The organism is Actinomyces sp. HMSC065F11 (genome assembly GCF_001813085.1).
Lineage (GTDB): Bacteria > Actinomycetota > Actinomycetes > Actinomycetales > Actinomycetaceae > Gleimia > Gleimia europaea.
In genome coordinates, this window is sequence record NZ_KV811462.1 from 26,543 (window position 1) to 51,385 (window position 24,843).

17 protein-coding genes are annotated in these 24,843 nt (G+C 56.9%); 11 read left to right on the plus strand and 6 right to left on the minus strand.

Features of this window, described 5'->3' with window-relative positions:
* Positions 1-33 precede the first annotated feature (33 nt).
* Entirely contained in the window at positions 34-1,005 is a 972-nt protein-coding gene (gene rlmB / locus HMPREF2891_RS00365; RefSeq protein ID WP_070619267.1) for a 23S rRNA (guanosine(2251)-2'-O)-methyltransferase RlmB, read from the plus strand.
* Positions 1,006-1,034: 29 nt separating this feature from the next.
* On the opposite strand, the gene HMPREF2891_RS00370 is transcribed toward rlmB, so the two are convergent.
* Genes HMPREF2891_RS00370 through HMPREF2891_RS00385 form a run of 4 tightly spaced genes read right to left on the minus strand, consistent with a single transcriptional unit; the run spans position 1,035 to position 5,296 of the window.
* On the minus strand, positions 1,035-1,871 hold the full coding sequence (locus HMPREF2891_RS00370) for an energy-coupling factor transporter transmembrane component T family protein (protein ID WP_261666816.1): 837 nt from the start codon (positions 1,869-1,871) through the stop codon (positions 1,035-1,037).
* Between the two features lie 2 nt (positions 1,872-1,873).
* A complete protein-coding gene (locus HMPREF2891_RS00375) occupies positions 1,874-3,832 on the minus strand; it encodes an ABC transporter ATP-binding protein (protein ID WP_070663466.1) in 1,959 nt (652 codons plus the stop codon).
* A 7-nt stretch (positions 3,833-3,839) separates the two neighbouring features.
* On the minus strand, positions 3,840-4,394 hold the full coding sequence (locus HMPREF2891_RS00380; RefSeq protein ID WP_070663467.1) for an ECF-type riboflavin transporter substrate-binding protein: 555 nt from the start codon (positions 4,392-4,394) through the stop codon (positions 3,840-3,842).
* 44 nt (positions 4,395-4,438) lie between these two features.
* Positions 4,439-5,296, minus strand: coding sequence for an SAM hydrolase/SAM-dependent halogenase family protein (locus HMPREF2891_RS00385; RefSeq protein WP_070619275.1), 858 nt, complete (start codon positions 5,294-5,296; stop codon positions 4,439-4,441).
* Positions 5,297-5,575: 279 nt separating this feature from the next.
* Here HMPREF2891_RS00385 and putP point away from each other — a divergent pair, with 279 nt between their 5' ends.
* Positions 5,576-7,066 (plus strand): sodium/proline symporter PutP, encoded by a 1,491-nt coding sequence (gene putP / locus HMPREF2891_RS00390; protein WP_070663468.1) that lies wholly within the window; start codon positions 5,576-5,578, stop codon positions 7,064-7,066.
* Between the two features lie 198 nt (positions 7,067-7,264).
* Positions 7,265-10,861 carry a bifunctional proline dehydrogenase/L-glutamate gamma-semialdehyde dehydrogenase gene (locus HMPREF2891_RS00395; protein ID WP_070663469.1) on the plus strand — a complete coding sequence of 1,199 codons (3,597 nt, stop codon included), beginning with the start codon at positions 7,265-7,267 and terminating at the stop codon, positions 10,859-10,861.
* A gap of 83 nt (positions 10,862-10,944) precedes the next feature.
* Here the strand turns inward: HMPREF2891_RS00395 and HMPREF2891_RS00400 are convergent, their stop codons facing one another.
* Positions 10,945-12,633 carry a glycoside hydrolase family 13 protein gene (locus HMPREF2891_RS00400; RefSeq protein WP_070663470.1) on the minus strand — a complete coding sequence of 563 codons (1,689 nt, stop codon included), beginning with the start codon at positions 12,631-12,633 and terminating at the stop codon, positions 10,945-10,947.
* Between the two features lie 22 nt (positions 12,634-12,655).
* Positions 12,656-13,678, minus strand: coding sequence for a LacI family DNA-binding transcriptional regulator (locus HMPREF2891_RS00405; RefSeq protein ID WP_070663471.1), 1,023 nt, complete (start codon positions 13,676-13,678; stop codon positions 12,656-12,658).
* 288 nt (positions 13,679-13,966) lie between these two features.
* Here HMPREF2891_RS00405 and HMPREF2891_RS00410 point away from each other — a divergent pair, with 288 nt between their 5' ends.
* From HMPREF2891_RS00410 to HMPREF2891_RS00445, 8 genes are all read left to right on the plus strand, one after another.
* Positions 13,967-15,190: a sugar ABC transporter substrate-binding protein gene (locus HMPREF2891_RS00410; protein WP_070663472.1), complete on the plus strand. Its 1,224-nt coding sequence runs from the start codon at positions 13,967-13,969 to the stop codon at positions 15,188-15,190.
* A 66-nt stretch (positions 15,191-15,256) separates the two neighbouring features.
* Entirely contained in the window at positions 15,257-16,876 is a 1,620-nt protein-coding gene (locus tag HMPREF2891_RS00415; protein WP_034508832.1) for an ABC transporter permease subunit, read from the plus strand.
* A complete protein-coding gene (locus HMPREF2891_RS00420; RefSeq protein ID WP_034508834.1) occupies positions 16,876-17,781 on the plus strand; it encodes a sugar ABC transporter permease in 906 nt (301 codons plus the stop codon). Before HMPREF2891_RS00415 ends, HMPREF2891_RS00420 begins: the two co-directional genes overlap by 1 nt.
* Before the next feature lie 248 nt (positions 17,782-18,029).
* On the plus strand, positions 18,030-19,319 hold the full coding sequence (locus HMPREF2891_RS00425; protein WP_070619295.1) for an adenylosuccinate synthase: 1,290 nt from the start codon (positions 18,030-18,032) through the stop codon (positions 19,317-19,319).
* Between the two features lie 276 nt (positions 19,320-19,595).
* Positions 19,596-21,425 carry a phosphoenolpyruvate carboxykinase (GTP) gene (locus HMPREF2891_RS00430; protein WP_070619298.1) on the plus strand — a complete coding sequence of 610 codons (1,830 nt, stop codon included), beginning with the start codon at positions 19,596-19,598 and terminating at the stop codon, positions 21,423-21,425.
* A gap of 150 nt (positions 21,426-21,575) precedes the next feature.
* The gene (gene purD, locus HMPREF2891_RS00435) at positions 21,576-22,838 is read left to right on the plus strand and encodes a phosphoribosylamine--glycine ligase (RefSeq protein ID WP_070663539.1); all 1,263 of its coding nucleotides are present in this window, start codon (positions 21,576-21,578) and stop codon (positions 22,836-22,838) included.
* 34 nt (positions 22,839-22,872) lie between these two features.
* A complete protein-coding gene (locus HMPREF2891_RS00440; RefSeq protein ID WP_148131681.1) occupies positions 22,873-23,892 on the plus strand; it encodes a hypothetical protein in 1,020 nt (339 codons plus the stop codon).
* Complete coding sequence (locus HMPREF2891_RS00445; protein WP_070663474.1) at positions 23,892-24,758, plus strand: phosphoribosylaminoimidazolesuccinocarboxamide synthase; 867 nt, start codon at positions 23,892-23,894, stop codon at positions 24,756-24,758. The genes HMPREF2891_RS00440 and HMPREF2891_RS00445 overlap by 1 nt, the downstream gene beginning before the upstream one ends.
* Positions 24,759-24,843: the final 85 nt, after the last annotated feature.

The following is a 24,843-nucleotide window of genomic DNA, read 5'->3' on the forward strand; positions in this document are numbered from 1 at the left end:
AGGCGCCAGTAAATCAAGCAAAGGCAGGTAATCATGGCGGTTGATGGCGGCGCTCGCGGACGCAAGCGTGCAGGCAAAGGACCAACCAAGGGAAGTGGAGGTCAGCGTCGGCGCGGACTGCGCGGCAAAGGTCCAACCCCGAAGGCAGAAGACCGCGAATACCACGTAGCGTACAAACGCAAGCAGGAACGCGAGGCCGAGCTGGCTAAGCAACGCCAACGCGAAGCACACCGCAACCGCACTTCCATTAAGATCGCTCGCGGCCACGAACTCATTGTGGGACGCAACCCCGTGTGGGAGGCCGTCGAGTCGGGCATCGAAATCGTGCGCGTATTCATTGCTGGTGACCCCACTGATGATCGCGTGGCCAGCGTTCTCCGCGCCGCCTCTACCCAGGGCGCTTCCATTATGGAATGCACGCGCCGGGACCTCGAAAATGCGTCGGGCGAAACCGCACACCAGGGCATCGGCATTGAAGTTCCCGAATACGAGTACGTGACTGCCGCCGACCTTCTTCAGATTGCCGAGGACGACTTCAAAACTCCACTGATCATTGCTCTCGATCAGGTAACCGACCCGCATAACCTGGGTGCCGTGCTACGTTCGGGCGGCGCATTTGGCGCTACCGGCGTACTGATCACTGAAAGGCGTAGCGCCTCCGTTAACGCAACCGTGTGGAAAGTGTCTGCCGGCGCCGTTTCGCGAGTGCCCGTTGCGCGTGAGACAAATCTCGTGCGGTCGCTACGCGCATTAAAAGAGGCAGGATGCTTCGTCATCGGCCTCGACGGTGGGGCGGACGTCAGTTTGCGCGACGTTGAACTGGCAAATGAACCACTCGTTGTAGTTACCGGAGCGGAAGGTAAGGGACTCTCCCGCCTAGTGCGCGAAACCTGCGACCAAATCGTGTCTATCCCAATCAGCTCTGCAGTTGAATCCCTCAACGCAGCTGTCGCTACCGGCATCGCGCTCTACGAGATTTCGCAAAAACGAGCCGCGCAGAGCTGATCACAGTTCGTAGTCCGAGTGGCCGGCCGCTAGATGAACGGGTTGTAGAACCGTCCTCCATTAACGGTAATGAGCCAGGCAGCCAGGGCAAGCAAAGCAACCGAAAGCGCGATGGCTACCCAGTCGCGGGCAAGTAGTGGGCGACTGGTGTACCACGTGCGCGTCTTGTGTTTGCCAAACCCGCGTAGCTCCATCGCGGTAGAAATCGTTTCAATACGTTCCAGGGAGGACAGCAATAGGGGGAACAGGATGGACGCGCTGTTTTTGACCCGCGTGCCAAACGACACGTCCTTGGACGTGTCGACCCCGCGAGCCTGCTGCGCTTGAGAAATCTCGCGGTATTCGCGCTGCACGTCCGGAATGTAACGTAGCGCTAATGCAACCGAGTAGGAAGCTCGGTAGGGAACTCCGATTCGATTGAGCGAAGACGCGAACTCGGATGGGGACGTGGTGACAATGAATAGTAGCGCTACGGGTAGTACCGCAAAATATTTCAGCGTCACGTTCAACTGGTAGAACAGTTGCTCTGCAGTGAACGTGTAGCGGTTAGTCAAATGCCAAAGCGGCGTGCTGGTCCCATAAATCTCGGTGCCGTACTGCGGGGCGAAGACGAAAATCATGATGTTGTTCAAAATCATGAGGACGAAAATGAACCACAGCACGATCTTCAGTTTCGACAGCTCAATTTTTGAAGAGATCCACAAGAACACGGACACGAACACCATGAGCACTAAGAAGCGCGTATCAAAGCCCAGCATTGCCGCGATGGACGCGTTGATCATCATGATGAGTTTTGTGGTCCCTGTTAGCGAATGCATAAACGATTCGCGGGGAATATAGCCTAAAACGGCAGTTCTTTCAGCCACTGTTATCGCCCCGTTCCCAAGTGCTTAGCGAGGACTGCCTCACGCCACTCGTTTTCACGCACAATGAACTGCTCAATGAACGCGGTTGGGTCAAGTGTGCTTTCTGCCTTCGCACCGGAGCACTCGTTGGCATTATCGAGGAGGCCTCGCTGCGCTCCGATTCGAACAGCCAGGTCATAAAGCGAGGTGGTTCGCAGAGACGCCGCGTGGGTTAGCTCGGGGTCTGCTAGCACGGAGGCGGAAGAGCGAGCGGCAATCACCTTGCCGTCAGACATGACGAGTGTACGTTCGGTGTATTCGAGCGCCAGGTGCATGTCGTGCGTAATCAACACAACCGTGATGCCAGAGTCGTTCAAGCCCTTTAGGAACTCCATGATTTCGGTGTAGTGCGCCCAGTCTTGCCCGGCTGTGGGCTCATCCAAAATGATGATTTCTGGAGTTGTGACCATGACCGACGCTATCGTGACGCGCTTGCGCTGCCCGTAGGATAGCGCAGATATGGGCCATTCCCGATATGCCCACAGGCCGCACGTGCGAAGCGCTTGCTCAACGCGCCTGTTCTTCTCTTCGGCAGAAATATCGAGGCCTTGCAGGGCCAGGGAAACCTCTTCAATGATCAAGGTTTTTGAGATCATCTGATTGGGGTTTTGAATGACGAACCCGATGCGCCGGCCGCGGCGCGTAATGGGATCGTCAGTGATGTCCTCGCCATCTAGGTAGATACGACCAGAATCTGGCTTTTCGAAACCGCAAATGAGTTTGGCAAGAGTGGACTTTCCCGCCCCATTGGTGCCACAAATAGCAACTACCTCGCCGCGATAAATCTCGGTTGAGACCCCTTTGATGATTTCAACTTCGTTAATCCCGAAATTGATGTTCTCCAGCTTCAAAATCGGGTCGGGCTTGCGCGGAGTCTTGCGTGGTTCGCGCGCCCACTTTGCAAGTTCGGCCCGCGCGTCATCGCGAATCCGCACGGAGTGTACAGATTCGGGTTCGTCCGCAGCGGTGACGTTGTGGCCGGCCATGCGCAGAGCCGTAATGTAGAGCGGTTCGCGAATCCCATGATCGGTCAATACTCGCGAAGCAATAATTTCGTTCGGAGTACCGTCCGCTACGATCTTCCCGCGATCTACAACAATTATGCGGTCCACGTGTCGGTGCAAGACGTCCTCTAAACGGTGTTCGATGATGATGACGGTTGTGCCCTCCGGCGGGCGCTGGTGCAACGCATCAATCGTCTCAATGGCCTGCTGGCCAGAAGCGGGGTCAAGGGAAGCAAGAGGCTCGTCAAAAAGCAGAATCTGCACGTCGTCTACGAGCACGCCGGCCATGGACACACGCTGTTTTTGGCCGCCTGACAAGTCTTGAGGGGAGGCCTCTAGGCGGCTTTCAATACCAACGACGGAAGCCGCCTGTTGCACTCGTGAATGCATCTGGGTTTGCTCCACCAGGTCGTTTTCTAGCGAGAAAGCAATGTCTTCTGCAACTGTTAGTCCAATGAACTGGCCGTCTGGATCCTGCAGTACAGTGCCCACGATTTTAGAAAGCTCGTGCAGGGGAGTTTGGGTTGGGTCAATGCCGGCAACCTTCACCGTGCCGGAATGTTCCCCGGGGAAGCGGTAGGGGATGAGCCCGTTGATGACGTGTGCCAGTGTGGACTTACCAGAGCCAGACTGGCCTACAATCGCAACTTTCTCGCCACGGTTGATCGTCAGATTGATACCCCGAAGAGTGGGAGACGATTGCGCGCGATATTGAAAAGTGAAATCACAAAACTCAATGATGGGTTCAGGCGCAGTACCTGATGAGTTCGGTTGGTCCTGTGTCCGGGCGGCTTCCGAACTCGAGCGAGGTACAGTGCCCGTGTTAGGGGCGTCATTCGCGGGGCGAGCCTGCACGCCCGCAGCACTTGCCGCACTGCCGGCGCTTAGGCTCGCCCCATCCGAATGAAACTCAGTCACAGGAGGCTTATTCCTTTTCCTCAAGCGAGCCGGCGGACGTGCGGGTCTTCGCGTAGGCAATCACAATCAAGGAGCCAATGATAGCGGTGGTGAGGATGTTAGAAACACTCGCGACCGCTCCCTGAGTGAACACCTTCGAAGCGGGCTCAGAGTAGAACAGGATGTCCAAAAGAGGGGCTGCGATGCCCCACGACACAGCGTGCGCTACCACCACGGCAACGTTGAAACGTACCAGGCCGCCACTGTTGATTGGGCCGTCCTGCACGTTATCTTTCAGCATCATTAGGCCCATGATTAGGCCGGCAATAGCCGAAGCCACGATCCAGGACCACCAGGGGCCGTAGGAGGTGGCGTCGATCAGGAAGTGACCAATCAACCCCATAAGGCCGGCAACCACCGGTCCGTAAAGCAGTGCGAACACGGCTAGCAGCGCGTACTGGATGTTAATGGTCGTGTTTGGAATCGGCGTTGGGATTACAAGAAAACGGCCGAGTACAAAAAAGAGGGCCGCGCCAATACCCGTAGCTACCACAGCAGTGGTTGGCGAAGTCTTATTAATCATTGTTTTCCTTCTACTTGAATTTGTACTGAACGGGATGAGGGGGATTAGGCGAGGGGCGCATCATCTGGCGGATACTCAAAATCCACCTTCCACTGCGTTCCCTGCCCAACCGAGTACGCCATTGCGAACGAACCGCGGTTAATTGCGATAGCCATGTTGTCCAAAGAGTTCGTATAAATGAGCGGTTCACCAACCGACACGTCCGCAAACGAGCGTACGTACTTAAGCGGAGCTGAATAGACGTCGCCGTGCTGGTTTTCGATGTGTACGCGAACGTACTCGCCCATTTCCACACCAAGTTCAAGGAACAGTTCTCGCGGAATGTTTGTCCAAAGAGACCCGTATCGAACGTCGTGCGTGTCAATAGTGCCGAAAGCCTTGTTGTGCTCAATTTTCGGCTCCATGACGGGCAGCTTGATGGCCTTTTCAACATCGAGGGCGGGGCCGACCTCCTCGAAAGTGATCTTGCCGGATGCTAGCCGAGCACCCGTGTATGCGTAAATGTCACGTCCGTGGAATGTGTAGGAGTGACCCGAACCCGGCAGTCGGTTAACGGACTCGTCAATCTCACGAAGCTCATCCAAACCGTACGTAACCGCAATATGAGTCAGTGTCCCGTTGTCAGGCGTTACAACAAAATGGCCAGACTTGGTTTTTGCCACTACGGATAGGCGATCCGAGCCAACTCCGGGGTCAACAACGGAAACAAACACCGAACCCGCGGGCCAGTACGCAAGAGTTTGCGCGAGCCTACAAGATCCCTCCCACACGTCGTAAGGAGGAATGTTGTGAGTGAGGTCCTCAATAGGAAGACTCGAGTCCACGCCGTACGCCACGCCGTGCATGGCTGACACGGCGCCATCTGAATATCCAAAGTCAGACTGCAAAATTAGGGGCTTCATGGGTTTCCTGAACGTAGGGATCTGGGAACGGGTCCATCATACGTGCATACACGGACAGCAACTTCACGCGATCTCATAATGGACGCGTATCGTCGCGCGGCGCTCTACAAGCGCATTTGCGTGCAAATGTCCTGTTATAACGCCAATTTCTTAAAAGTGACCGAAACGTGAGATCAACAGAGAGTCAAATGTCACGAAAAGATAACGAGTCTTGACATCGAGGTTCTTCGTCGCGGATTGTTAGGTTCACTGAAAACTGCCCAAAAGGAGGATACCCGCATGTCGACGACGACATACCAGGCAATCGCCATGATCATTTACCTCGTAGCTATGATCATGATCGGCCTACTCGCCTACAACCGAACGAGTGACTTTGACGATTACATGCTCGGCGGTCGCAAGCTCGGCCCAACAGCTGCGGCCCTATCCGCTGGCGCATCCGACATGTCCGGCTGGCTCCTCATGGGCCTTCCCGGAGCGATCTACCTGAACGGTCTCATTGAAGGGTGGATCGCAGTTGGTCTAACCATTGGCGCCTGGCTTAACTGGAAGTTCGTGGCGCCGCGCCTACGCTCCTACTCGCAGGTGGCGTCCGATTCCATCACCGTTCCCTCATTCCTTGGTCAGCGTCTGCGCGACCGTTCGCACCTGATCCGCATCGTTGCGGGCATCATCATTTTCATCTTCTTCACGTTCTACGTCTCGTCCGGCATGGTGGCCGGCGGTGCCTTCTTCGAAGCGTCGTTTGGCATGAACTACCACCTCGGTCTCGTCATTGTTTCTGCAATCGTTGTGCTCTACACGTTAATCGGTGGCTTCCTTGCCGTGTCGTGGACGGACGTAGTGCAGGGCCTAATGATGGTTACTGCGCTCGTCCTCGTTCCAATCGTTGGCATCGTGCACGTGGGCGGCTTCTCCAACATGGTTAGTGCCATCAACGAGGTTGATCCCACCATCTTCTCCCTCTCCGGTGGTGCCGCTGCGGGCGTGGCCGCGATGGGCATTATCTCCGCGCTTGCCTGGGGCCTCGGATACTTCGGTCAGCCCCACATCATCGTGCGCTTCATGGCCCTGCGTTCTGCGAAAGAATCTGCTACCGCTCGCCGCATTGGCATCGGCTGGATGCTACTTGCGGTTATTGGCGCCGGCATGACTGCCCTCGTGGGTGTAGCAGTTTACAAGCACGACGAGGCTCAGCTCGCTAACCCCGAGTCGGTATTTATCTCGCTGGGCCAGCTCCTAATGCACCCGCTTATTGCAGGCTTCATGCTTGCCGCTATCCTCGCGGCCATCATGTCTACCATTTCTTCGCAGCTACTGGTCACGTCTTCTGCGGTTGTTGAAGACATTTACCGAGCTTTCACTAAGCGCGACCTATCGGGCAATGATGGTGTGCTCGCGGGCCGTGTCGTTGTGGCAGTCATCGCGATTCTGGCTGGAGCCCTCGCTTGGCCGCGCTCGGACACCATCCTTGCCCTCGTTGCATTCGCGTGGGCCGGCTTTGGAGCATCGTTTGGCCCCACCGTTCTGCTCTCGCTCTACTGGCGCAAGTTCACCTACCAGGGAGCCATCGCCGGCATGATTGCTGGAGCGGTCACGGTTGGTATCTGGGGCAATGTTTCGGGCGGCATTTTCGACCTGTATGAAATCCTTCCCGGCTTCCTTCTGAACCTGCTGTTCGCGGTCATTGTTTCTAACATGACGTACAAACCGAACGACGAGATCGAGAAGGAGTTTGACGACGCCCTCGCGGGGGTCTCGGCAGACTAACCCACATAAGTAGCGTAGCTCTTGCAAAGTGCAAGAGCTACGCTCACGTGTGCACCAGGTATCGCACGCTAAAACGGATGAAATAATTCGCGTAAAAGATATAAATTGCTTTTCCTGTGCACCAGAAGAATTCCCCAATATAGTTAGAGCAAAACCTCGCATAGCCTCGCATGCGTAAAGTCAATCAAAGGAGATCAAATGACTGCGCCGGAAGTAACGGACTTTTCCCAAATCGCAGAACGGGCGCTCATTCGGGCGCGCAAATGGGCAGACGAATCAACGAAATACCCCATTGATCCGGCCGCAAAACTCCTTGCAGACGTCCTCGAAAATGAGGGCGGCCTGGACTACACCGTCTCGTTCGTTGACGGGGTTGTGAGGCCCGAAGATCAGCAGGTGGCGGCAGACCACCTGGCTGAAACCGGTAAGAAAAACCCGGATTTCCTCCCTTGGTATCTGCGTACTCCTGCCCTCATTGGTGGAACCGTCGGCAAGTTTGTTCCAGAGGTTTCCGTGCCGGCCGCACGCCGCGTATTCCGGCAGCTGGTGGGAGACCTCGTTGTTGATGTAACTGACGACAAACTCGGCCCCGCAATCCAGCGCCTCAAAGCAGGCGGCGCCTCGCTCAATGTAAACCTTCTTGGCGAGGCCGTTCTGGGTGACAAGGAAGCCGCGAAGCGTCTAGCCGACACCAAGCACTTGCTTGAGCGCGACGACATCGACTACGTTTCACTGAAAGTTTCAGCCGTAACCGGTCCGCACAACCCGTGGGGTTACGACGACGTTGTAGATCACGCGTTCACCGAACTGCTGCCGTTGTACAAGTACGCCGCCGCGCACCCTGCCCGCAAGTTCATCAACCTGGACATGGAAGAGTACCGCGACCTGCACCTCACCATTGACGTGTTCAAGCGCCTGCTCGAGCAGCCGGAAATGAAGAACTACTCGGCAGGCATCGTGCTGCAGGCCTACCTACCGGACACGCTCAACGCTATGAAAGACCTGCAAGCGTGGGCAGCAAAACGCGTTGAAAATGGTGGAGCGCCCATCAAGGTGCGCGTGGTGAAAGGCGCGAACCTTGCCATGGAGCGCGTTGACGCCGCCATGCGGGGATGGGAACTAACCACCTGGGAATCTAAGCAGGCCACCGATGCGAACTATCTGCGCATCCTCAACTGGGCGATGACTCCGGAGCACCTTCAAAACGTCAAGCTCGGCGTTGCCGGACACAATTTGTTCACCATTGCAGCGGCTTGGGAGCTCGCCCTCGAGCGCGGCGTGCAAGACAAGATTGAAATCGAAATGCTCTCGGGCATGGCTACCCAGCAGGCTTCAGCCGTTCGCGAGGACGTAGGCAACCTCCTGCTGTACGTCCCGGTTGTGAACCCGGACGAGTATGACGTGGCAATCTCTTACCTGGTTCGCCGGTTGGAGGAAAACTCGGCGGATGAAAACTTCATGGCCTCCATTTTTGACATCGGCACCGACCTTGGCGCATTCGACAAGGAGAAGAAACGCTTCCTCGCCGCCGTTGAGCAGATGGAGCGTGAAGGTGACCGTCGCGTGGGCGCGAACCGCCACCAGGATCGCAGTACGGAAACGGCCGAAGACATTGCGAAGCCCGTGACTACTCCCGCGGGAGGCTGGACGTTCAAGAACACTCCGGACTCTGACCCGTCGCTACCCGAAAATCTGCAGTGGGCACGCGACATCGCGGCTCGCATCAAGGACTCCAAGCTCGGTAACGAAACTATCGAAGCCGCAGTAATTGACACCGAAGACGCACTGAATGAAATGCTCGATCGGGCGGTCGAAGGAGGCCGCGAATGGGCGGCACACAGTGCTAAGGAACGCTCCGACCTCCTCCACAAAGTTGGTGTGGAACTGGGTAAGCGTCGCGGTGAGCTCATCGAGGTGGTCGCATCCGAACTCGGCAAATCGCTTCAGCAAGCTGACGTTGAAGTCTCTGAAGCTATCGACTTTGCCCACTACTACGCAGAACGTGCCCTTGACCTCGAGAATCTCCAGGGTGCTAAGTTCGAACCGGTAGATGTCACCCTTGTGACTCCGCCGTGGAACTTCCCCATTGCTATCCCAACGGGCGGCACTATAGCTGCGCTCGCGGCTGGATCCGCCGCCATTTTGAAGCCGGCCTCGATCGCTCGTCGCACTGGCGCAGTATTGGCCGAATGTATCTGGGCTGCAGGTATACCTGAAACCGCCTGCATTCTCGCTTCCGTTGGTGAACGCCAGCTGGGCCGCGAGTTAGTGACTGACAAGCGCGTTGGCCGCGTCGTTTTGACGGGCGGTGTGGAGACCGCGCGGATGTTCCGTTCTTGGGATCCCACCTTGCGCATCATGGCTGAAACCTCGGGCAAGAACGCTATCGTGATCACTCCGTCAGCCGACCTTGACCTCGCTGTTAAGGACGTGATCGACTCCGCTTTCGGTCACGCAGGCCAGAAGTGCTCGGCAGCCTCGTATGTGATTCTCGTGGGATCAACCGGCTTCTCCAAACGCGTGCGTAACCAGCTGGTTGACGCCGCGAAGTCGCTGCACATCGGTTGGGGAGACGACCTCTCGGCAGAAATGGGGCCGCTGTCTTCCGAACCTGGCGAGAAACTTTTGGCCGGCCTGACCACCCTAGATGAGGGACAAAAGTGGGTGCTCAAGCCGCGTCGTCTTGACGACACGAACAGGCTGTGGAGCCCCGGTGTACGCGTGGGCGTGGAGCCGGGATCTGAGTATCACATGGTTGAATACTTCGGCCCGATCCTTGGCGTCATGCGCGTTGACACGCTTGAAGAGGCCATTGCAGCGCAGAACATGGTGGACTTTGGCCTCACCGCTGGCTTGCACTCGCTTGACCCCGATGAGATCAACTACTGGCTCAACAACGTAGAAGCGGGCAACGTGTACGTTAACCGCGGTATTACTGGCGCAATCGTGCAACGTCAGCCGTTTGGCGGATGGAAGCGCTCCGCGGTGGGCGAAACCACCAAGGCGGGAGGCCCGAACTACCTGTACGGATTTGGCGATATCAAACCCGTTGAGCCTGCCTCGGAGGGCGAGCGCGACGCCGCCTACCCGCCGGCTGTTGAACACGAAGCCAATGTGAAGGCTCCGCAGTTGCGTGAGCTCCTAGAATCTGCAAAGCGTCTGCTATCAGAAGAGGACTACGCGCGCCTCGCGATTGCCGTCGAGTCTGACCAACACGCGATCGATACCGAGTTTGGGCGTCTGCACGACCCGTCGAAGGTCGGCGTGGAACGCAACATCTTGCGCTACCTGCCCGTAGGCGCGCAGATCCGTGTGGGCAAGGACGCCTCTCTCTACGAGGTGTTCCGCGCGGTCTCTGCAGGTATCGCCCTGGGGGAGATCGTGAAGGTAGATCCGGATGACGAGACCTCGTTTATCCGCGAACTTCCAGCCGGTGCTTACACAGGCATGGACCTTACGGTGTCAACGGAAACGTTCCTCCCAACCGATCCGTCGATCATGCTGGGCAATCTTGGCGTTGACATCCTCGTTGAAAACAAGCGCCAGTTTGCTGAGCGTGTTCAAGCTGAGGTGGAAGCCGGCGAGAACCTCGACATTCGTATCCGCATGATTGGCGAGGACGGCGACGAGCTGCGACGCGCAGTAGACGGATCGATTGACGTTGCCATTTGGGATGGGCCAGTCACTACGTGCGGTCGCGTGGAGATTCTGCCGTTTGTGCGCGAGCAGGCAGTCTCGATCACCAACCACCGGTTCGGCAACAAGACCCCGCTCTCTACCCAGGTGCTGGTGTAGTAGGCGAGCGGTTTAGCTAGAAGTTTGGGCGGTCACCTCTTGGGTGATCGCCCAAACTCTTGCTCTGGCATAAAATCAGACGCTTATAGCGCGTACCAAACCGTCGAGTTTGGCGCGGCCTCGTTACTCGAAACATTCGCGGGAGCGACCTCATCAGTAGACAGCAAGATGCGTGCGTCCTCGGGAAGCGCCACGGCCTCATCAAATGCCATAACAATGTGCACGTCAGCGCGGCCAGGAAGCCGAGATATGTAGTGCAAATGGGCCTCCTGCGCGTCCAGAAGTTCAGCCCGGCCAAGTCCCAGATCTTCACGCAGGCGATACATTTTCTTGAAGAAATTCAAGGATGAGGACTCCTCGGCTTCCTGCACGTCCACGGCAAATGTCTTCCAACTTGCAGGCTGGGGGAGCCACGTGGAGCCGCCGGGAGAGAATCCGAAGCCCGGGGCGTTCGCTTCCCACGGCATGGGGACACGGCAGCCGTCACGGCCGGCTTCACGCCCCTGAGTGCGGTAGAAGGCGGGGTCCTCGCGCAGCTCGTCGGGCACGGCCATGTGTTCGGGTAGTGACAGCTCTTCGCCCTGGTAGATGTACATGGAGCCGGGCAGTGCTGCTTGAAGGGCATGAGCGGCAAGGGCGCGGCGCCGACCTAGTTCGGCGTCCGGTTGCTCCTCAAATGGGCGGATGCCATTAGGTCCCTTACCCGTCCTGGATAGTCCAAATCGGGAGGCGGCACGCACCACGTCGTGGTTTGAAAGCACCCAAGTGGTTGGAGCACCCACGGTGTCCATTTCTTGCAAAGAGTGGGCGATAACCCGACGGTAAGATTCGGCGTCTACAGGTGAAGTGAGGAAGTCGAAGTTGAACGCTTGGTTCATCTCGTCGGCACGTACGTAAAGCTCCGCGTCCTCGGGCCTGTTTAGCCACGCCTCGGCAACCAGCGCCCGGTCGCCTTCGTACTCGTCCAACACCTGCCGCCATTCGCGGTAGATGTCGTGTACGCCAGGCTGGTTCCACTGGGGAGGTTCGGGAACATCCTCGGGTAGCATGTTTCCACCCGAAACCATGTCCCAGTGGTACTGGTAGTTTGGCAGATCAGGATCTTTTACGAGGCCGTGTGCCACATCTACGCGAAATCCGTCCACGCCTAGATCCAGCCAGAACCGCAGGATGCTGCAGAACTCTTCGCGCACCCGCGGATTGTCCCAGTTGAGGTCCGGCTGGGAGGAATCGAACAGGTGCAAGTACCACGATTCATCGTTTTCCCAAGCGGAGCCAGGAGCGTCCGCGCGATCTTTCACGCGCGTCCACGCCTTCCCACCAAAAACGGAAAGCCAGTCGTTGGGCTCTTGAGGGCTCTCGCGAAACCAGTAGAGGTCACGCTCTGGCGCATCCGGTCCGCTCGCAAGAGCCTTTTGGAACCATTCGTGTTGGTCGGAGGTGTGGTTAGGCACGAGGTCAACGATTACGCGAAGCCCAAGCTCGTGGGCTCGCGAAATTAGGGCGCTAGCGTCGTCTAAGTTTCCAAACAGCGGGTCGATAGCCCGGTAATCGGACACATCGTAGCCACCATCCTTTTGCGGGGACGCATAGAACGGGGAAATCCAGACGGCGTGGGCGCCTAGATTCGCAATGTGGTCAAGGCGCGAAGTGATTCCGGCGAGGTCTCCGATCGATCCGGAGCTGGAAGCAAAGGAGCGGGGATAAATCTGGTAGATGACAGCCTCGCGCCACCATTCGAGTGAGGTGTTTGCCGGGTGAAGAATCTGCATGGGTTCGCGGGCCCCTATTCGTTTATGAGGATGTGGCCTGCTTGGCCGGAGCGGTGGTTTCACGCACCACCAGTTCTGGTTTGAACGTTGTGAGCGTCATTTCGTTTGGTGTTCGTTTGATGCGAGAGACGAGGGTGGTTACCGCTGCCTCACTTATGGCGCGTACGGGTTGACGAACGGTTGTGAGCGCGGGGGAGAGGAAGGGCATCATTGCGGAGTCGTCGAAGCCGATGATCGAGACATCTTCGGGAACGCTCATGCCCTGGTCGACGATGTAGCGCATGGTTCCAAGCGCCATGATGTCGGAGGTGCAGATGATTGCGGTTGCGCCCTGATCGAGAACGGCCTGCGCTGCCGCCTGCCCGCCCTCTACGGTGAACAGCGTTTCGGAATGGATTGGCGCGGAGTCGGGGAGCATCTGTTCCACACATTCGAGGTAGCGTTCGAACTTGATCTGTGCCGGACTGAAACGAAGCGGGCCGGAAACAAATCCGATGTGTTTGTGTCCTAGGCCCACCAGGTGACGCATGGCCTGAGTGATGGCGTCCGCGTCGTCGGTGGAGAAGTCAGGCGCATCAATCTTGGAGTTGGCCCCATTGATTGTGACGAATGGGATGTGGCTTTCGATTAAGTTTTGATAGCGCTGCGTGTTTGCCGTGAGGTCGGCGTGCAGGCCAGAAACGAAGACGAGGCCAGCAACGCCTTGGCTCATAATGGCTTCTACGAGGGAATCCTCGGTTGAGCCGGCCGCAAACTGGGTTCCAAACAGCGGGGTGTAGCCCTGCCGGAGCATTTCGGTGGATAGGTGTTGCACGAACTGCGGGAAAATGGGGTTGGTGAGCTCTGGAACGATCAATCCGATGAGCCCGCCGGAACGTGCTCGAAGTTTTTCTGGGCGTTCGTATCCGAGGAGGTCGAGGGCGCGCAGAACCGCTTGGCGAGTGTCTTCGGCAACCTCTGATTTCCCGTTGAGCACTCTTGAGACCGTTGCGGTAGATACACCGGCTTGTTGCGCAAGGTCGGATAAGCGCAGTCGCTCAGCCATCGCCACTCCTTTGTAGGCTGCTCTTACGTACATGTTTGAAAATGTTTTGCAAAAATTTGCGGGTTACATAAAACACTACATGAGGCATGGGAAAAATGAGAAAAGATTAAGCTGGTTGTCTGGAAATGCGCCTGTTCAACCCCTCTTTATAAACATCTGATTACATTCCTTACAGAAATCTCTGAAAACTCTTGCAAAAACCTGAAAGCACGTTACAATCAGGAGTGTCTAGATCGCTTGTGTGACAATGACGAACACAGTTTTAGGTTGAATCTCAAGGAGAAAAGAATGCGAAGGGGCATTGCACTAGCAACAATTGGCGCTCTGTCTGTTCTTGGGCTTTCCGCATGTGGCGGCTCAGGTACCACAGAGGTAGAAACTGACGGGTCGGCGGCAGAGTCCACCGGCCAGGGTCTAACCGTTTGGGTTGATGCCAACCGCGAGGCCGCGTTTAAGAAGGCCGCGGAAGCATACAAGAACGCTACTGGTAACAACGTTGAGCTGGTTGTTAAGGATAACGACCAGATGCGCACCGAGTTTTCCACCCAGGTTCCAACCGGTCAGGGCCCGGACATTGCGTTTGGCGCTAACGATTGGATCGGCGAGTTTGTGAACAACGGCCTCGTGGCTCCCGTTGAGCTTGGCGACAAGGCAGGGGACTTCTCGGAAGGCTCCGTTGCAGCGTTTACGTTTGACGGCCAGGTTTACGGCGTTCCTTATGCGGTTGAGAACCTTGCAATCATTCGTAATGCCGACCTCGTTGATGCAACGCCTGCCACTTTTGACGAAATGATTGAGAAGGGCAAGGCTGCGGGCACCGAGTACCCATTCGTCATCCAGGTTGGTGACGAGGGCGACCCGTACACCATGTACCCGTTGCAGTCTTCCTTCACCGGCCCGGTGTTTGAGCAGAACGCTGACGGTTCCTACACCTCGAATCTTTCCATTGGCGGCGCAGAGGGTGAAGCCTTCGCTAAGTGGCTGCAGGAGAAGGGCAACGAGGGCGTCATTAGCCCCTCCATTTCTTACGACGTTGCTGTTGATGCGTTCAAGAACGGCAAGTCGCCTTACATTCTCGGCGGCCCGTGGATGCTCGCTGACTTTGAGGGCATGAACATCGCGGTTGATCCGATTCCGTCCGCAGGCCCGAACAAGGGTGTCCCCTTCCTGGGTGTACAGGGTGGCTTCATCTCGGCTAAGTCTGAAAATGCTCTGCTGGCTAACGACTTCCTCGTTAACTACGTAGGTTCGCAGGAAGTTCAGGACGAACTGTTCGCAATCGGTAACCGCCTCCCGGCTCTGACCGCTTCGGCTGACAAGGCTGCGGCTGATCCGCTAATCGCTGGCTTCCAGGCAGCATCTGAGGGTGGCTTCCCGATGCCGAACATTCCAGAAATGGGTGCCGTCTGGACCTTCTGGGGCAAGACTGAGGCTCAGATCCTAAACGGCTCCGATCCGGCTGAGACCTGGAACAAGATGATTTCTGACATCCAGGCCGAGCTGGGCAAGTAGTTCACTTAAAAAGGTGCGGCTGATTCTTCCGGCCGCACCTTTTTAATAACAGGAACCGATGCTGATATGTCGCAAATGTTGAAAGAAACCGACGCAACACGTCGGAGGAAAGAGCGCCGCGCTGAACGCCGTAAGCGCGATTCTGTGGCGACCTCGTGGGGGCCGGGCTCCATTGTGAAGCTCATCCTCATGGCGCTTGTTAACGCGCTTGGCATTTACATTGCCGCAACCGCATTGAGTGGCGGGTCCATGGTGCTTGGCATCGGAATGCTGCTCTTGCTTGTTGCCGTTGACTGGATCTATTTCTCTAAGCGAGACAGTCTAATTCCCGCGAAGTACTTGGCTCCCGGCCTTGTCTTCCTAATCATTTTTCAAGCGTTCACGATCGTTTACACCGGTTACATCGCGTTCACTAACTACGGTCACGGTCACATACTCACGAAGGAAGCGGCAATCGAGTCGATCCTTCTGCAAAACAACACGAAGCGAGTGGAGGGTTCGCCCGAATACCCGCTCGCCATTGTGGAGCAGGGTAACGAATTAGGTTTTGCCGTTTTTGATGGGACGGAAGTGAAGGTTGGTAGCGCCGAGCAGCCGCTTGAAAAGGTGGGCGCGAAGGTCTCCAACGGGCGCATTACCGAGGTTGATGGGTGGAAGGTTCTTTCCATCGCGGAACTGGGGGCGCGACAAAGCGAGGTAACACAGCTTCGGGTGCCACTATCTGAAGACTTGAACGAGGGTGCAATCGGTACCCAAAACGGTATGACAGGCTTCGAGTTCACCTCGACCATCCAGTATGACCAGCAGACTGACACGATGGTGAACACGGAGAACGGCACCGTTTACAAGGCCGATGACACGGTGGGTTCGTTCATTTCAGAGGACGGCAGCGCCCTGGGCGTTGGCTGGCGTGTTGGCGTTGGATTTAAGAACTTCGTCGACGGGTTCTCGGATGCACGCTATGCGCAGCCATTCCTCAATGTGCTGGTATGGAACGTGATCTTCGCGTTCATGTCCGTGCTTACCACGTTCTTGCTGGGCATGTTCCTCGCGATCGTGATGAACGATGATCGCATGCGCGGGCGCAAGGTTTACCGAACCATCATGCTGCTTCCGTATGCTTTCCCCTCATTTATGACCGCGTTCTTGTTTGCGGGCATGATGAACGAAAAGTACGGCTTCTTTAACCAGTTGCTTGGAGCTTCCATCCCGTGGCTCACCGATCCGACGATGGCTAAGGTTTCGGTGCTTCTGGTGAACTTGTGGATGGGCTTTCCCTACATGTTCCTGATTGTTACGGGCGCACTCCAATCGATTCCTCACGACCTCATTGAGGCCGCAGAGATCGACGGTGCGAGCTCGATGGAAGTGTGGCGTCACGTGACGCTCCCGCAGCTCATGATTGCCCTCACTCCGCTACTTATTTCATCGTTCGCGTTCAACTTCAATAACTTCAACCTGATTTACATGTTGAATGGCGGCGGCCCGGCAATGTCGGACGCTTCCGTTCCGGTTGGACATACGGACATTTTGATTTCGATGGTTTACAAGATTGCCGGCCTAACCGGCGAGGCGCTGCCAAACTACGGTCTAGCCGCAGCCATGTCGCTGGTTATCTTCCTGATCGTTGGCGCAGTGTCCATGTACTCCTTTAAGAAGTCGAATGCCATGGAAGGAGTGGCGTGATGAGTGCTCAAACAGTTACTGCAAGTGCGAAGCCGGCTGCAACGAAGAATCGGATGCCGTTTGGCAAGTGGTTCCGCGGTATTGGTTTCCGTCACGTCGTGGGTGTCCTCGCAGCGATCTACGCGGCGTTCCCCATTCTGTACGTGTTTTCAGCGGCTTTTAACCCGAACGTTAAGACAACACTCACGGGTGCGAACTCGCTGTTCTCATCGGTTTCAACCGAGAACTTCACAGAGCTGTCCGACACGATGTTCTGGACTTGGTTTGGCAACACGATCATCATCGGCGTGGCCACATCGATTGGAACCGTATTGATGGGCGCTGCGGCGGCATACGCGTTTTCTCGCTACCGCTTCTCTGGTCGCAAGGTTTCGCTTCAAGCCCTGCTGATCATCCAGATGTTTCCGCAGCTGCTGACGTTCGTAGCTATCTTCCTGCTTCTAACCACGCTGGGTGAGGTCATTCCGGCGCTCGGTATTAACTCGAAGATGGCGCTGATCTGCGTCTACTGGGGCGGCGCGCTAGGCGCAAACACGTTCCTCATGTACGGATTCTTCAACTCCATCCCGATGGATCTAGACGAGGCCGCGAAGATCGATGGAGCTTCCCATGCTCAGATCTACTGGACCATTGTTCTACCGCTGGTCATTCCGATTCTTGCAGTAGTGGGCCTGCTGTCCTTCATCTCGGCGTTTAATGATTTCGTGCTTGCGCGCACGATCTTGACCTCACAAGAGAACTGGACGCTGGCGATCGGCATGAACATTTGGGTCGGTGGCAATGAGAAGAACTGGGATTGGTTCGCATCCGGCGCTGTGATTGCGGCTATCCCAATCTTGCTTCTGTTCCTGTTCTTGCAAAAGTACATTGTTGCCGGTCTGACCGGTGGCGCTGTGAAGGGTTAGAAGTTTCCCTGTGGTGGGGTGCTCACTTGGTTGAGCGCCCCACCATTTTTGTGCTGAGTTGCGTTGAGGGCGAGGCGGGTTGGGTGCACATGAGGCTCCGTCCTCAAATGTGGGACGAACTGTGAGCAAAGTATCGTCTTTGCCACACTTCACGTAGACTCTGGGAGGTAGAAGCTCCATTCTGCTCAGGGCAAAAGCCTTGAAAAAACGAGTTGTGCGAGGGGCAGGACCTCGCATGGAGGGTAAAAATGCCAGCGGTAATAGTCGTCGGAACGCAGTGGGGCGACGAGGGCAAAGGCAAAGCAACCGACCAGCTAGGCTCTGGGGTTGACCTGGTTGTTAAGTTCAACGGTGGAAACAATGCGGGTCACACTGTGGTGGTTGATGGAGAGAAGTACGCACTTCACCTTCTTCCCGCGGGCATCCTCACTGAGGGCGTAACGCCGATCATTGGCAACGGCGTGGTGGTGGACCTTGAGGTTTTGTTCCAAGAGATGGATGAGCTGGCTAGTCGCGGCCGAGACACCTCTCGCCTGCGCATTTCCTCGAACGCGCACATCATTCCCTCGTATAACCGCCTTATGGATCGCACTACTGAGAAGTTCCTGGGCAAGCGGCAGATTGGCACTACGGGCCGCGGTATTGGTCCCACCTATGCGGATAAGATGAACCGCATCGGCCTGCGCGTACAAGATTTGTTTGACGAGTCGATTCTGCGCCAGAAGGTCGAGGGGGCGCTGGCGAACAAGAATCACCTGCTGGTGAAGGTTTTCAACAAGCGTCCTGTTGATGTTGACGAGGTGGTGGCAGAGCTGCTGTCTTACGCTGATCGCGTTCGTCCGATGGTTGTAGACGCCTCTCTGCTGGTTAATGACGCGCTGGATGAGGGTAAGACGGTGCTGTTTGAGGCGGGTCAGGCAACGATGCTGGACATCGACCACGGCACCTACCCGTTTGTGACATCCTCGAACGCGACTGCGGGTGGTGCCTGCACGGGCGCTGGCGTGGGCCCCACGCGCATCACTTCGGTGGTTGGCGTTACGAAGGCTTACACAACGCGCGTTGGCGAAGGCCCGTTCCCCACGGAGCTTTTTGGCGACGAGGGTGACGAGCTACGCGAACGCGGCGGTGAGTTTGGTGTGACCACGGGACGGCCTCGCCGTACCGGATGGTTTGATGCCGTGGTGGGCCGCTACGCAACCCGCGTGAACGGTTTGACGGATCTGGTTGTGACTAAGCTGGATGTCCTCACCGGATATGAGCAGATTCCTATCTGTGTTGCGTACGAGGTGGATGGCAAACGCATGGATGAGATGCCTATGAATCAGTCCGACTTCCACCACGCGAAGCCCATCTACGAGTACATGCCCGGCTGGAGTGAAGACATCAGTGGTGCGCGCACGTTTGAAGAGCTGCCGGCCAATGCGCAGCGTTACATCGAGCGGCTTGAGGAGCTTTCTCGCGTGCGCGTGTCGGTGATCGGGGTGGGTCCGAGCCGTGATGCGGCGATTGTTCGCCACGACCTCGCCGCGAAGTGAAACCAAGGCGGTAAAACTGCCTTTGCTTTTACGCCGGTCCGCTTGGGCCGGCGTAAATCGTCTTACCGGCATTTGCAGATCGGCAAAAACCGCCATATTGCACAAATATGCGTTTGTATATGGCTATTTCGGACATATTTGGCTCGTCCAGAACGTGCAAAATCTTGTTAAATAAGCCATAATTAAAGGCAGTGGCCAAGACCCCTAAATGGGGTCTAGTCGATACCTTTGGGTGCATACGGCACCCAGGAAATACAACGCCCAGGAGGCTTAGGTATGACCGTAACGATTGAGGATATCAAGTCGGCTGCCCCGGCTAATGTTCCCGAAGAAGTTATCAAGTGGGTTGCTGAGATCGCTGAGCTCACCACCCCAAAGTCAGTTTATTTCTGTGACGGATCCGAGGAAGAGTGGGATCGTCTCACTTCCGAGATGGTTGAGTCCGGAATGTTCACGAAGCTGAACGAGGAGAAGCGCCCAAACTCTTTCCTTGCTCGCTCCAAGCCGTCTGACGTGGCTCGCGTTGAGTCCCGTACCTTCATTTGCTCCGAAAAGGAAGAGGATGCAGGCCCGACCAACAACTGGGCTGATCCGAAGGAGATGAAGGAGACCCTGAAGCACGTATTCACCGGTGCTATGAAGGGCCGCACTCTTTACGTAGTTCCGTTCTCGATGGGCCCGATCGGTGGCCCGATCTCCCAGCTGGGTATTGAGCTTACGGACTCCCCGTACGTTGTTGTCAGCATGCGCATCATGACTCGCATGGGCAAGGCTGCTATGGACCTCATTGCTGAAGGCAAGCCTTGGGTTCCGGCTGTTCACTCCGTTGGCGTTCCGCTAGAGGACGGCGAGAAGGGTGACTCCTGGCCGTGCAACGACGAGAAGTACATCACCCACTTCCCGGAGACCAACGAGATTTGGTCCTTCGGCTCGGGCTACGGCGGTAACGCACTGCTCGGTAAGAAGTGCTACGCCCTGCGTATTGCTTCGACCATGGCACGCCGTGACGGCTGGATGGCTGAGCACATGCTCATCCTGCGCCTCACCCGCGAAGAGACCGGCAAGCAGTACCACATCACCGCGGCATTCCCGTCGGCTTGTGGTAAGACCAACCTCGCTATGCTTCAGCCGACTATTGACGGCTACAAGGTCGAGACCGTTGGCGACGACATCGCGTGGATGCGCCCCGGTCCGGATGGCACGCTCCGCGCCATCAACCCGGAGGCAGGCTTCTTCGGTGTTGCACCGGGCACGTCTTACAAGACGAACCCGATGGCTATGGACACCATGCGCGCGAACACGATCTTCACGAACGTTGCACTCACCGATGACGGCGACGTCTGGTGGGAGGGCATCGACGGTGACGTTCCCGCACACCTGATCGACTGGCACGGCAATGACTGGACGCCGGAGAGCGGCGAAAAGGCTGCTCACCCGAACTCGCGTTTCGCAACGCCTGCTTCGCAGTGCCCGATCATCTGCCCCGACTGGGAAGCTCCTGAGGGTGTTCCGGTAGACGCAGTCCTCTTCGGTGGCCGCCGCGCTACCAACGTTCCGTTGGTTGCCGAGCAGTTCTCGCCGGAGCACGGCGTGTTCATCGGTGCAACGGTTGCTTCCGAGCAGACCGCTGCGGCTGAGGGTGCTGTTGGCTCGCTGCGTCACGATCCGTTCGCAATGCTCCCGTTCTGTGGCTACAACATGGCTGACTACTGGGGCCACTGGATTGAGATGCAGAAGGAGCTTGGCGACAAGTTCCCGAAGGTATACCAGGTCAACTGGTTCCGTAAGGACAAGGACGGCAACTTCATGTGGCCGGGCTTCGGTGACAACGCTCGCGTTCTCGACTGGATCGTTCGCCGTCGTGCGGGCGAGGTCGAGGCGATTGAGGGCCTCACCGGCTACTACCCGAAGTTCGAGGACTTCAACCTCGAGGGCCTCGACATCGACGAGAACGTTTGGGCACAGCTGTTCGAGACCGATCCGGTAGCTTGGGAAGCTGAGCTTGCTGACACGGAGAAGTACTTCGAGCAGTTCGGCGACAAGGTTCCTGCACCGGTCGTTGAGGAGCTCAAGAAGTTCCACGCTCGTATCGAAGCTGCTAAGTAATCCAACTTAGTTAAACGGGGGTCTGCGCTTTGCGCAGGCCCCCGTTCACTTTTGCGTGCAATCGGGGCCGTCTTTTGGGCGCCTACCCATTTCAGTTTTAAAAATTGGCAGAATGGAGGAGTATTGCACCGCAACAATGAGGGCGAAACCATGAACATCTTGCTGCTTGGATCCGGAGGGCGCGAGCACGCGCTGGCACTTGGACTCGCACGTAACAACACCTTGTTTATTGCTCCCGGAAATCCTGGTACTAAACACGTTGGTACCAACGTGTCTATAAATCCGAATGATCCGGATGAGGTGACGAAGTGGGCAACCAGCAACGGCATTGATCTTGTGGTGATTGGTCCAGAAGCGCCCCTCGTTGCGGGTGTGGCAGACGCAGTGCGTGCGGCGGGGGTACCTGCCTTTGGGCCGTCACAGGCGGCAGCCATGCTGGAAGGGTCAAAAGCGTTTGCCAAAGACGTGATGGAAAGCGCAGGTGTTGACACTGCCGCATCGGTAGCGTGCAAGACAATGAGCGAGGCCCAGGCCGCGCTGTCTCGCTTCGAGCCTCCGTACGTGGTGAAGAACGATGGGTTGGCAGCCGGCAAGGGAGTTATTGTTACTCCCGATATCGATGCCGCTCTAGCACACGCGAGAGGTTGCTTGGAAGCCCCCGGCGGAGCGCTGCTTGTAGAAGAGTTTATGGACGGCCCCGAGGTATCTCTATTTTGTGTGACTGACGGCAAGACTGTGGTGCCACTTTTGCCCGCGCAGGATTTCAAACGTGCTCTCGACAATGATGAAGGGCCAAACACGGGAGGAATGGGCGCTTATTGCCCGCTTCCATGGCTACCGGAAGGCTTTGCTGATGAGGTTGTCGCAAAAGTAGCGCAGCCGGTGGTTGATGAGATGGCTCGCAGAGGCACGCCGTTTGTGGGCTTGTTGTACTGCGGCCTGGTGGTGACGAGCCGCGGCACGCGGGTTATCGAGTTCAACGCGCGCTTTGGTGACCCTGAAACGCAGGTGGTGCTCTCCCTACTTGAAACGGATCTAGCGGAACTATTGTTTGCCGCAGCTACCGGCACTTTGGCTGACTTTGAATCACTGCGATGGAGTGGGGCCGCCGGGGTAGGCGTGGTTGTGAGCGCCGAAAACTATCCGGCAACACCGGTGCTTGGTGACCTCGTGGAAGGAATAGACGAGGCTGAATCGGATCCGAACACTCGCGTATACATCGCGGGCGTGAGCGAGGGCGAGGACGGCCTTGTTACGAATGGTGGCCGCGTGCTCATGGTCAGTGCCACGGGCAAAACGCTAGCGCAAGCTCGCGAACGCGCGTACGAGGGCGTAGCTAGGATCTCGATCCGCGGTTCACACCATCGCACCGACATTGCTGCTCGCGCCGAGCGGATCCGTATTCCCAGCTGAGCTTAGGCGCCAAAGCGTACAGGCGGTAGGCTAAATGAGTTCAGGGAAGGGGAGCGCCTACATGACATGGAATGGCTCTGGTGAGCAGGGCGAAAATGCAGATAACGCTTCGCGCAGTTTAGATAGGTTGTTGCGTGAAACGCGGCGCCGACTCTACGCGGCGGCAGCAAGCGCGGATTCCGAGGTGTTTGGGGAAGTCCAGGCGCTTCCAAACTCTGAGGTTGAGGCTATGGAGCGGCGCTTGCGCGGTGGTCTGCGTTCGGCTGAGCTTGACCACCGCCGGGCAGTGGCTCGCCTTGCCAGCCCTGAAACTCCCTTGCCGTTTGCCGATGCGGCCTCGGAATTCGAATCTCCTGGCCGTATCAGTGGTCGGATTGGTACTCAGTATTCGCGAGAAGCGAGCGTGGATGAGGGGGAGCGTTCGCAGCTTTTGGGCGCAAGCCTTGGCAAGCTGGGGCTTTCCGAACTGGGGTTCACAAAGGGTTTGCCGGTGGGCGAACTGCCGCGTTTCAGTGTGAAACCGGGCCAGGCAGTGGTGGTGATTGGCCAAAATGGTCGGCCCGAGGATGCTCTAGACGTGGCAAGCCGCCTGGGTGCGCGCATGAATGCTCCGTATGAGATTGTTCTGGCGGGTGCGCGAACGGTGAATCCCGGATCAGGACCGCGCGCTCGTTCGGCTGAAGAATTTGCGCAGATTCGGGAGGAGAACCCGGACGCGGTAGTGATCCTCTCGGTGGTTAACTCGTCTGTTGAATCGCATCAGCGCAACGCGGCTCGCATCATTTCTTCGACCGAGTTTGCAGCTGTGTGGGCGGTTATAGATGCGCGATCCGACATGGGCAACGTGACGCGGGCGGTTAATGACCTTCCGGGCGAGGTTGAAGCTAGCATGATCGCTCTAACTCATGTTTGGGAGGCCGCAAAGCCTGGCCAGGTGCTCGAATGTGGAATCCCCGTGGGCCTAATTGACGGGGCTCCAGCCTCAACGGCGCTGTGGTCGCTTGTTGCAGATGACGCGTATATTCGGATGGTTTCTAAGAACAAGGAGCAGTAGTGCAAAACATCGCGGGGTTCAAACACGTTTCGTCGGGCAAGGTTCGCGACCTTTACGTAAATGAGGCCGATGAGAATCAGCTTCTCGTTGTGGCCTCTGACCGTATTAGCGCCTATGACTACGTGCTGTCCACACCGATCCCGGACAAGGGCAAGATCTTAACGCAGCTTTCCGCATGGTGGTTTGAGCAGTTGGGCTTTGATAACCACGTGATTTCGATGGACGTGCCCGCAGAGGTTGCTGGCCGCGGCATGCTTTGTGAGCGTCTCGCCATGTTCCCGGTGGAGTGCGTGGCGCGCGGATATCTGACCGGCTCGGGCCTCGCTGAATATCGCGAAACCGGTGAAGTCACAGGGATTGCGCTTCCCGAGGGGCTTACCGAGGCCTCCAAACTGCCTTCGCCAATCTTCACGCCGGCAGCTAAGGCGGAACTTGGTGAGCATGACGAGAATGTCCCGTTTGAGCGGGTTGTGGAAATGGTTGGCGAGGATGTGGCGGCAGCGCTACGCGACGCTACGCTGATGATCTACTCGCGTGCGGCCGAGATTGCGGCCGAGCGCGGGATTATTTTGGCTGATACTAAGTTTGAGTTCGGCGCGCGAGAGGACGGTTCCCTGGTGCTTGCAGACGAGGTCCTCACCCCGGATTCTTCTCGATTTTGGCCGGCAGACCAGTGGGTGGAGGGCCGGGTGACTCCATCGTTTGATAAACAGTACGTGCGTGATTGGCTGACTTCCGACGCTTCGGGGTGGGACCGCGCGAGCGGCGCGCAGCCGCCAGCTTTACCAAGCGAAGTCGTGGAGCGTACGCGCGAGCGTTACATTGAAGCATTTGAGTTGCTGACCGGCACGAAGTTCAGCGCGTAGAGCGCGCATAAGAGAGTAAATAAGTGGCTCCGCAAGCCCGGTAGGCAGCGGAGCCACTTTTTATTCTAATTACAAGATTTTGCCG

Bases quoted from the DNA above. Each gene is read 5' to 3' on its own strand.
- rlmB (WP_070619267.1), top strand. From the start codon at position 34: ATGGCGGTTGATGGCGGCGCTCGCGGACGCAAGCGTGCAGGCAAAGGA.
- HMPREF2891_RS00380 (WP_070663467.1), bottom strand. From the start codon at position 4,394: ATGATTAATAAGACTTCGCCAACCACTGCTGTGGTAGCTACGGGTATT.
- HMPREF2891_RS00385 (WP_070619275.1), bottom strand. From the start codon at position 5,296: ATGAAGCCCCTAATTTTGCAGTCTGACTTTGGATATTCAGATGGCGCC.
- putP (WP_070663468.1), top strand. From the start codon at position 5,576: ATGTCGACGACGACATACCAGGCAATCGCCATGATCATTTACCTCGTA.
- HMPREF2891_RS00395 (WP_070663469.1), top strand. From the start codon at position 7,265: ATGACTGCGCCGGAAGTAACGGACTTTTCCCAAATCGCAGAACGGGCG.
- HMPREF2891_RS00400 (WP_070663470.1), bottom strand. From the start codon at position 12,633: ATGCAGATTCTTCACCCGGCAAACACCTCACTCGAATGGTGGCGCGAG.
- HMPREF2891_RS00405 (WP_070663471.1), bottom strand. From the start codon at position 13,678: ATGGCTGAGCGACTGCGCTTATCCGACCTTGCGCAACAAGCCGGTGTA.
- HMPREF2891_RS00410 (WP_070663472.1), top strand. From the start codon at position 13,967: ATGCGAAGGGGCATTGCACTAGCAACAATTGGCGCTCTGTCTGTTCTT.
- HMPREF2891_RS00415 (WP_034508832.1), top strand. From the start codon at position 15,257: ATGTCGCAAATGTTGAAAGAAACCGACGCAACACGTCGGAGGAAAGAG.
- HMPREF2891_RS00420 (WP_034508834.1), top strand. From the start codon at position 16,876: ATGAGTGCTCAAACAGTTACTGCAAGTGCGAAGCCGGCTGCAACGAAG.
- HMPREF2891_RS00425 (WP_070619295.1), top strand. From the start codon at position 18,030: ATGCCAGCGGTAATAGTCGTCGGAACGCAGTGGGGCGACGAGGGCAAA.
- HMPREF2891_RS00430 (WP_070619298.1), top strand. From the start codon at position 19,596: ATGACCGTAACGATTGAGGATATCAAGTCGGCTGCCCCGGCTAATGTT.
- purD (WP_070663539.1), top strand. From the start codon at position 21,576: ATGAACATCTTGCTGCTTGGATCCGGAGGGCGCGAGCACGCGCTGGCA.
- HMPREF2891_RS00440 (WP_148131681.1), top strand. From the start codon at position 22,873: ATGAGTTCAGGGAAGGGGAGCGCCTACATGACATGGAATGGCTCTGGT.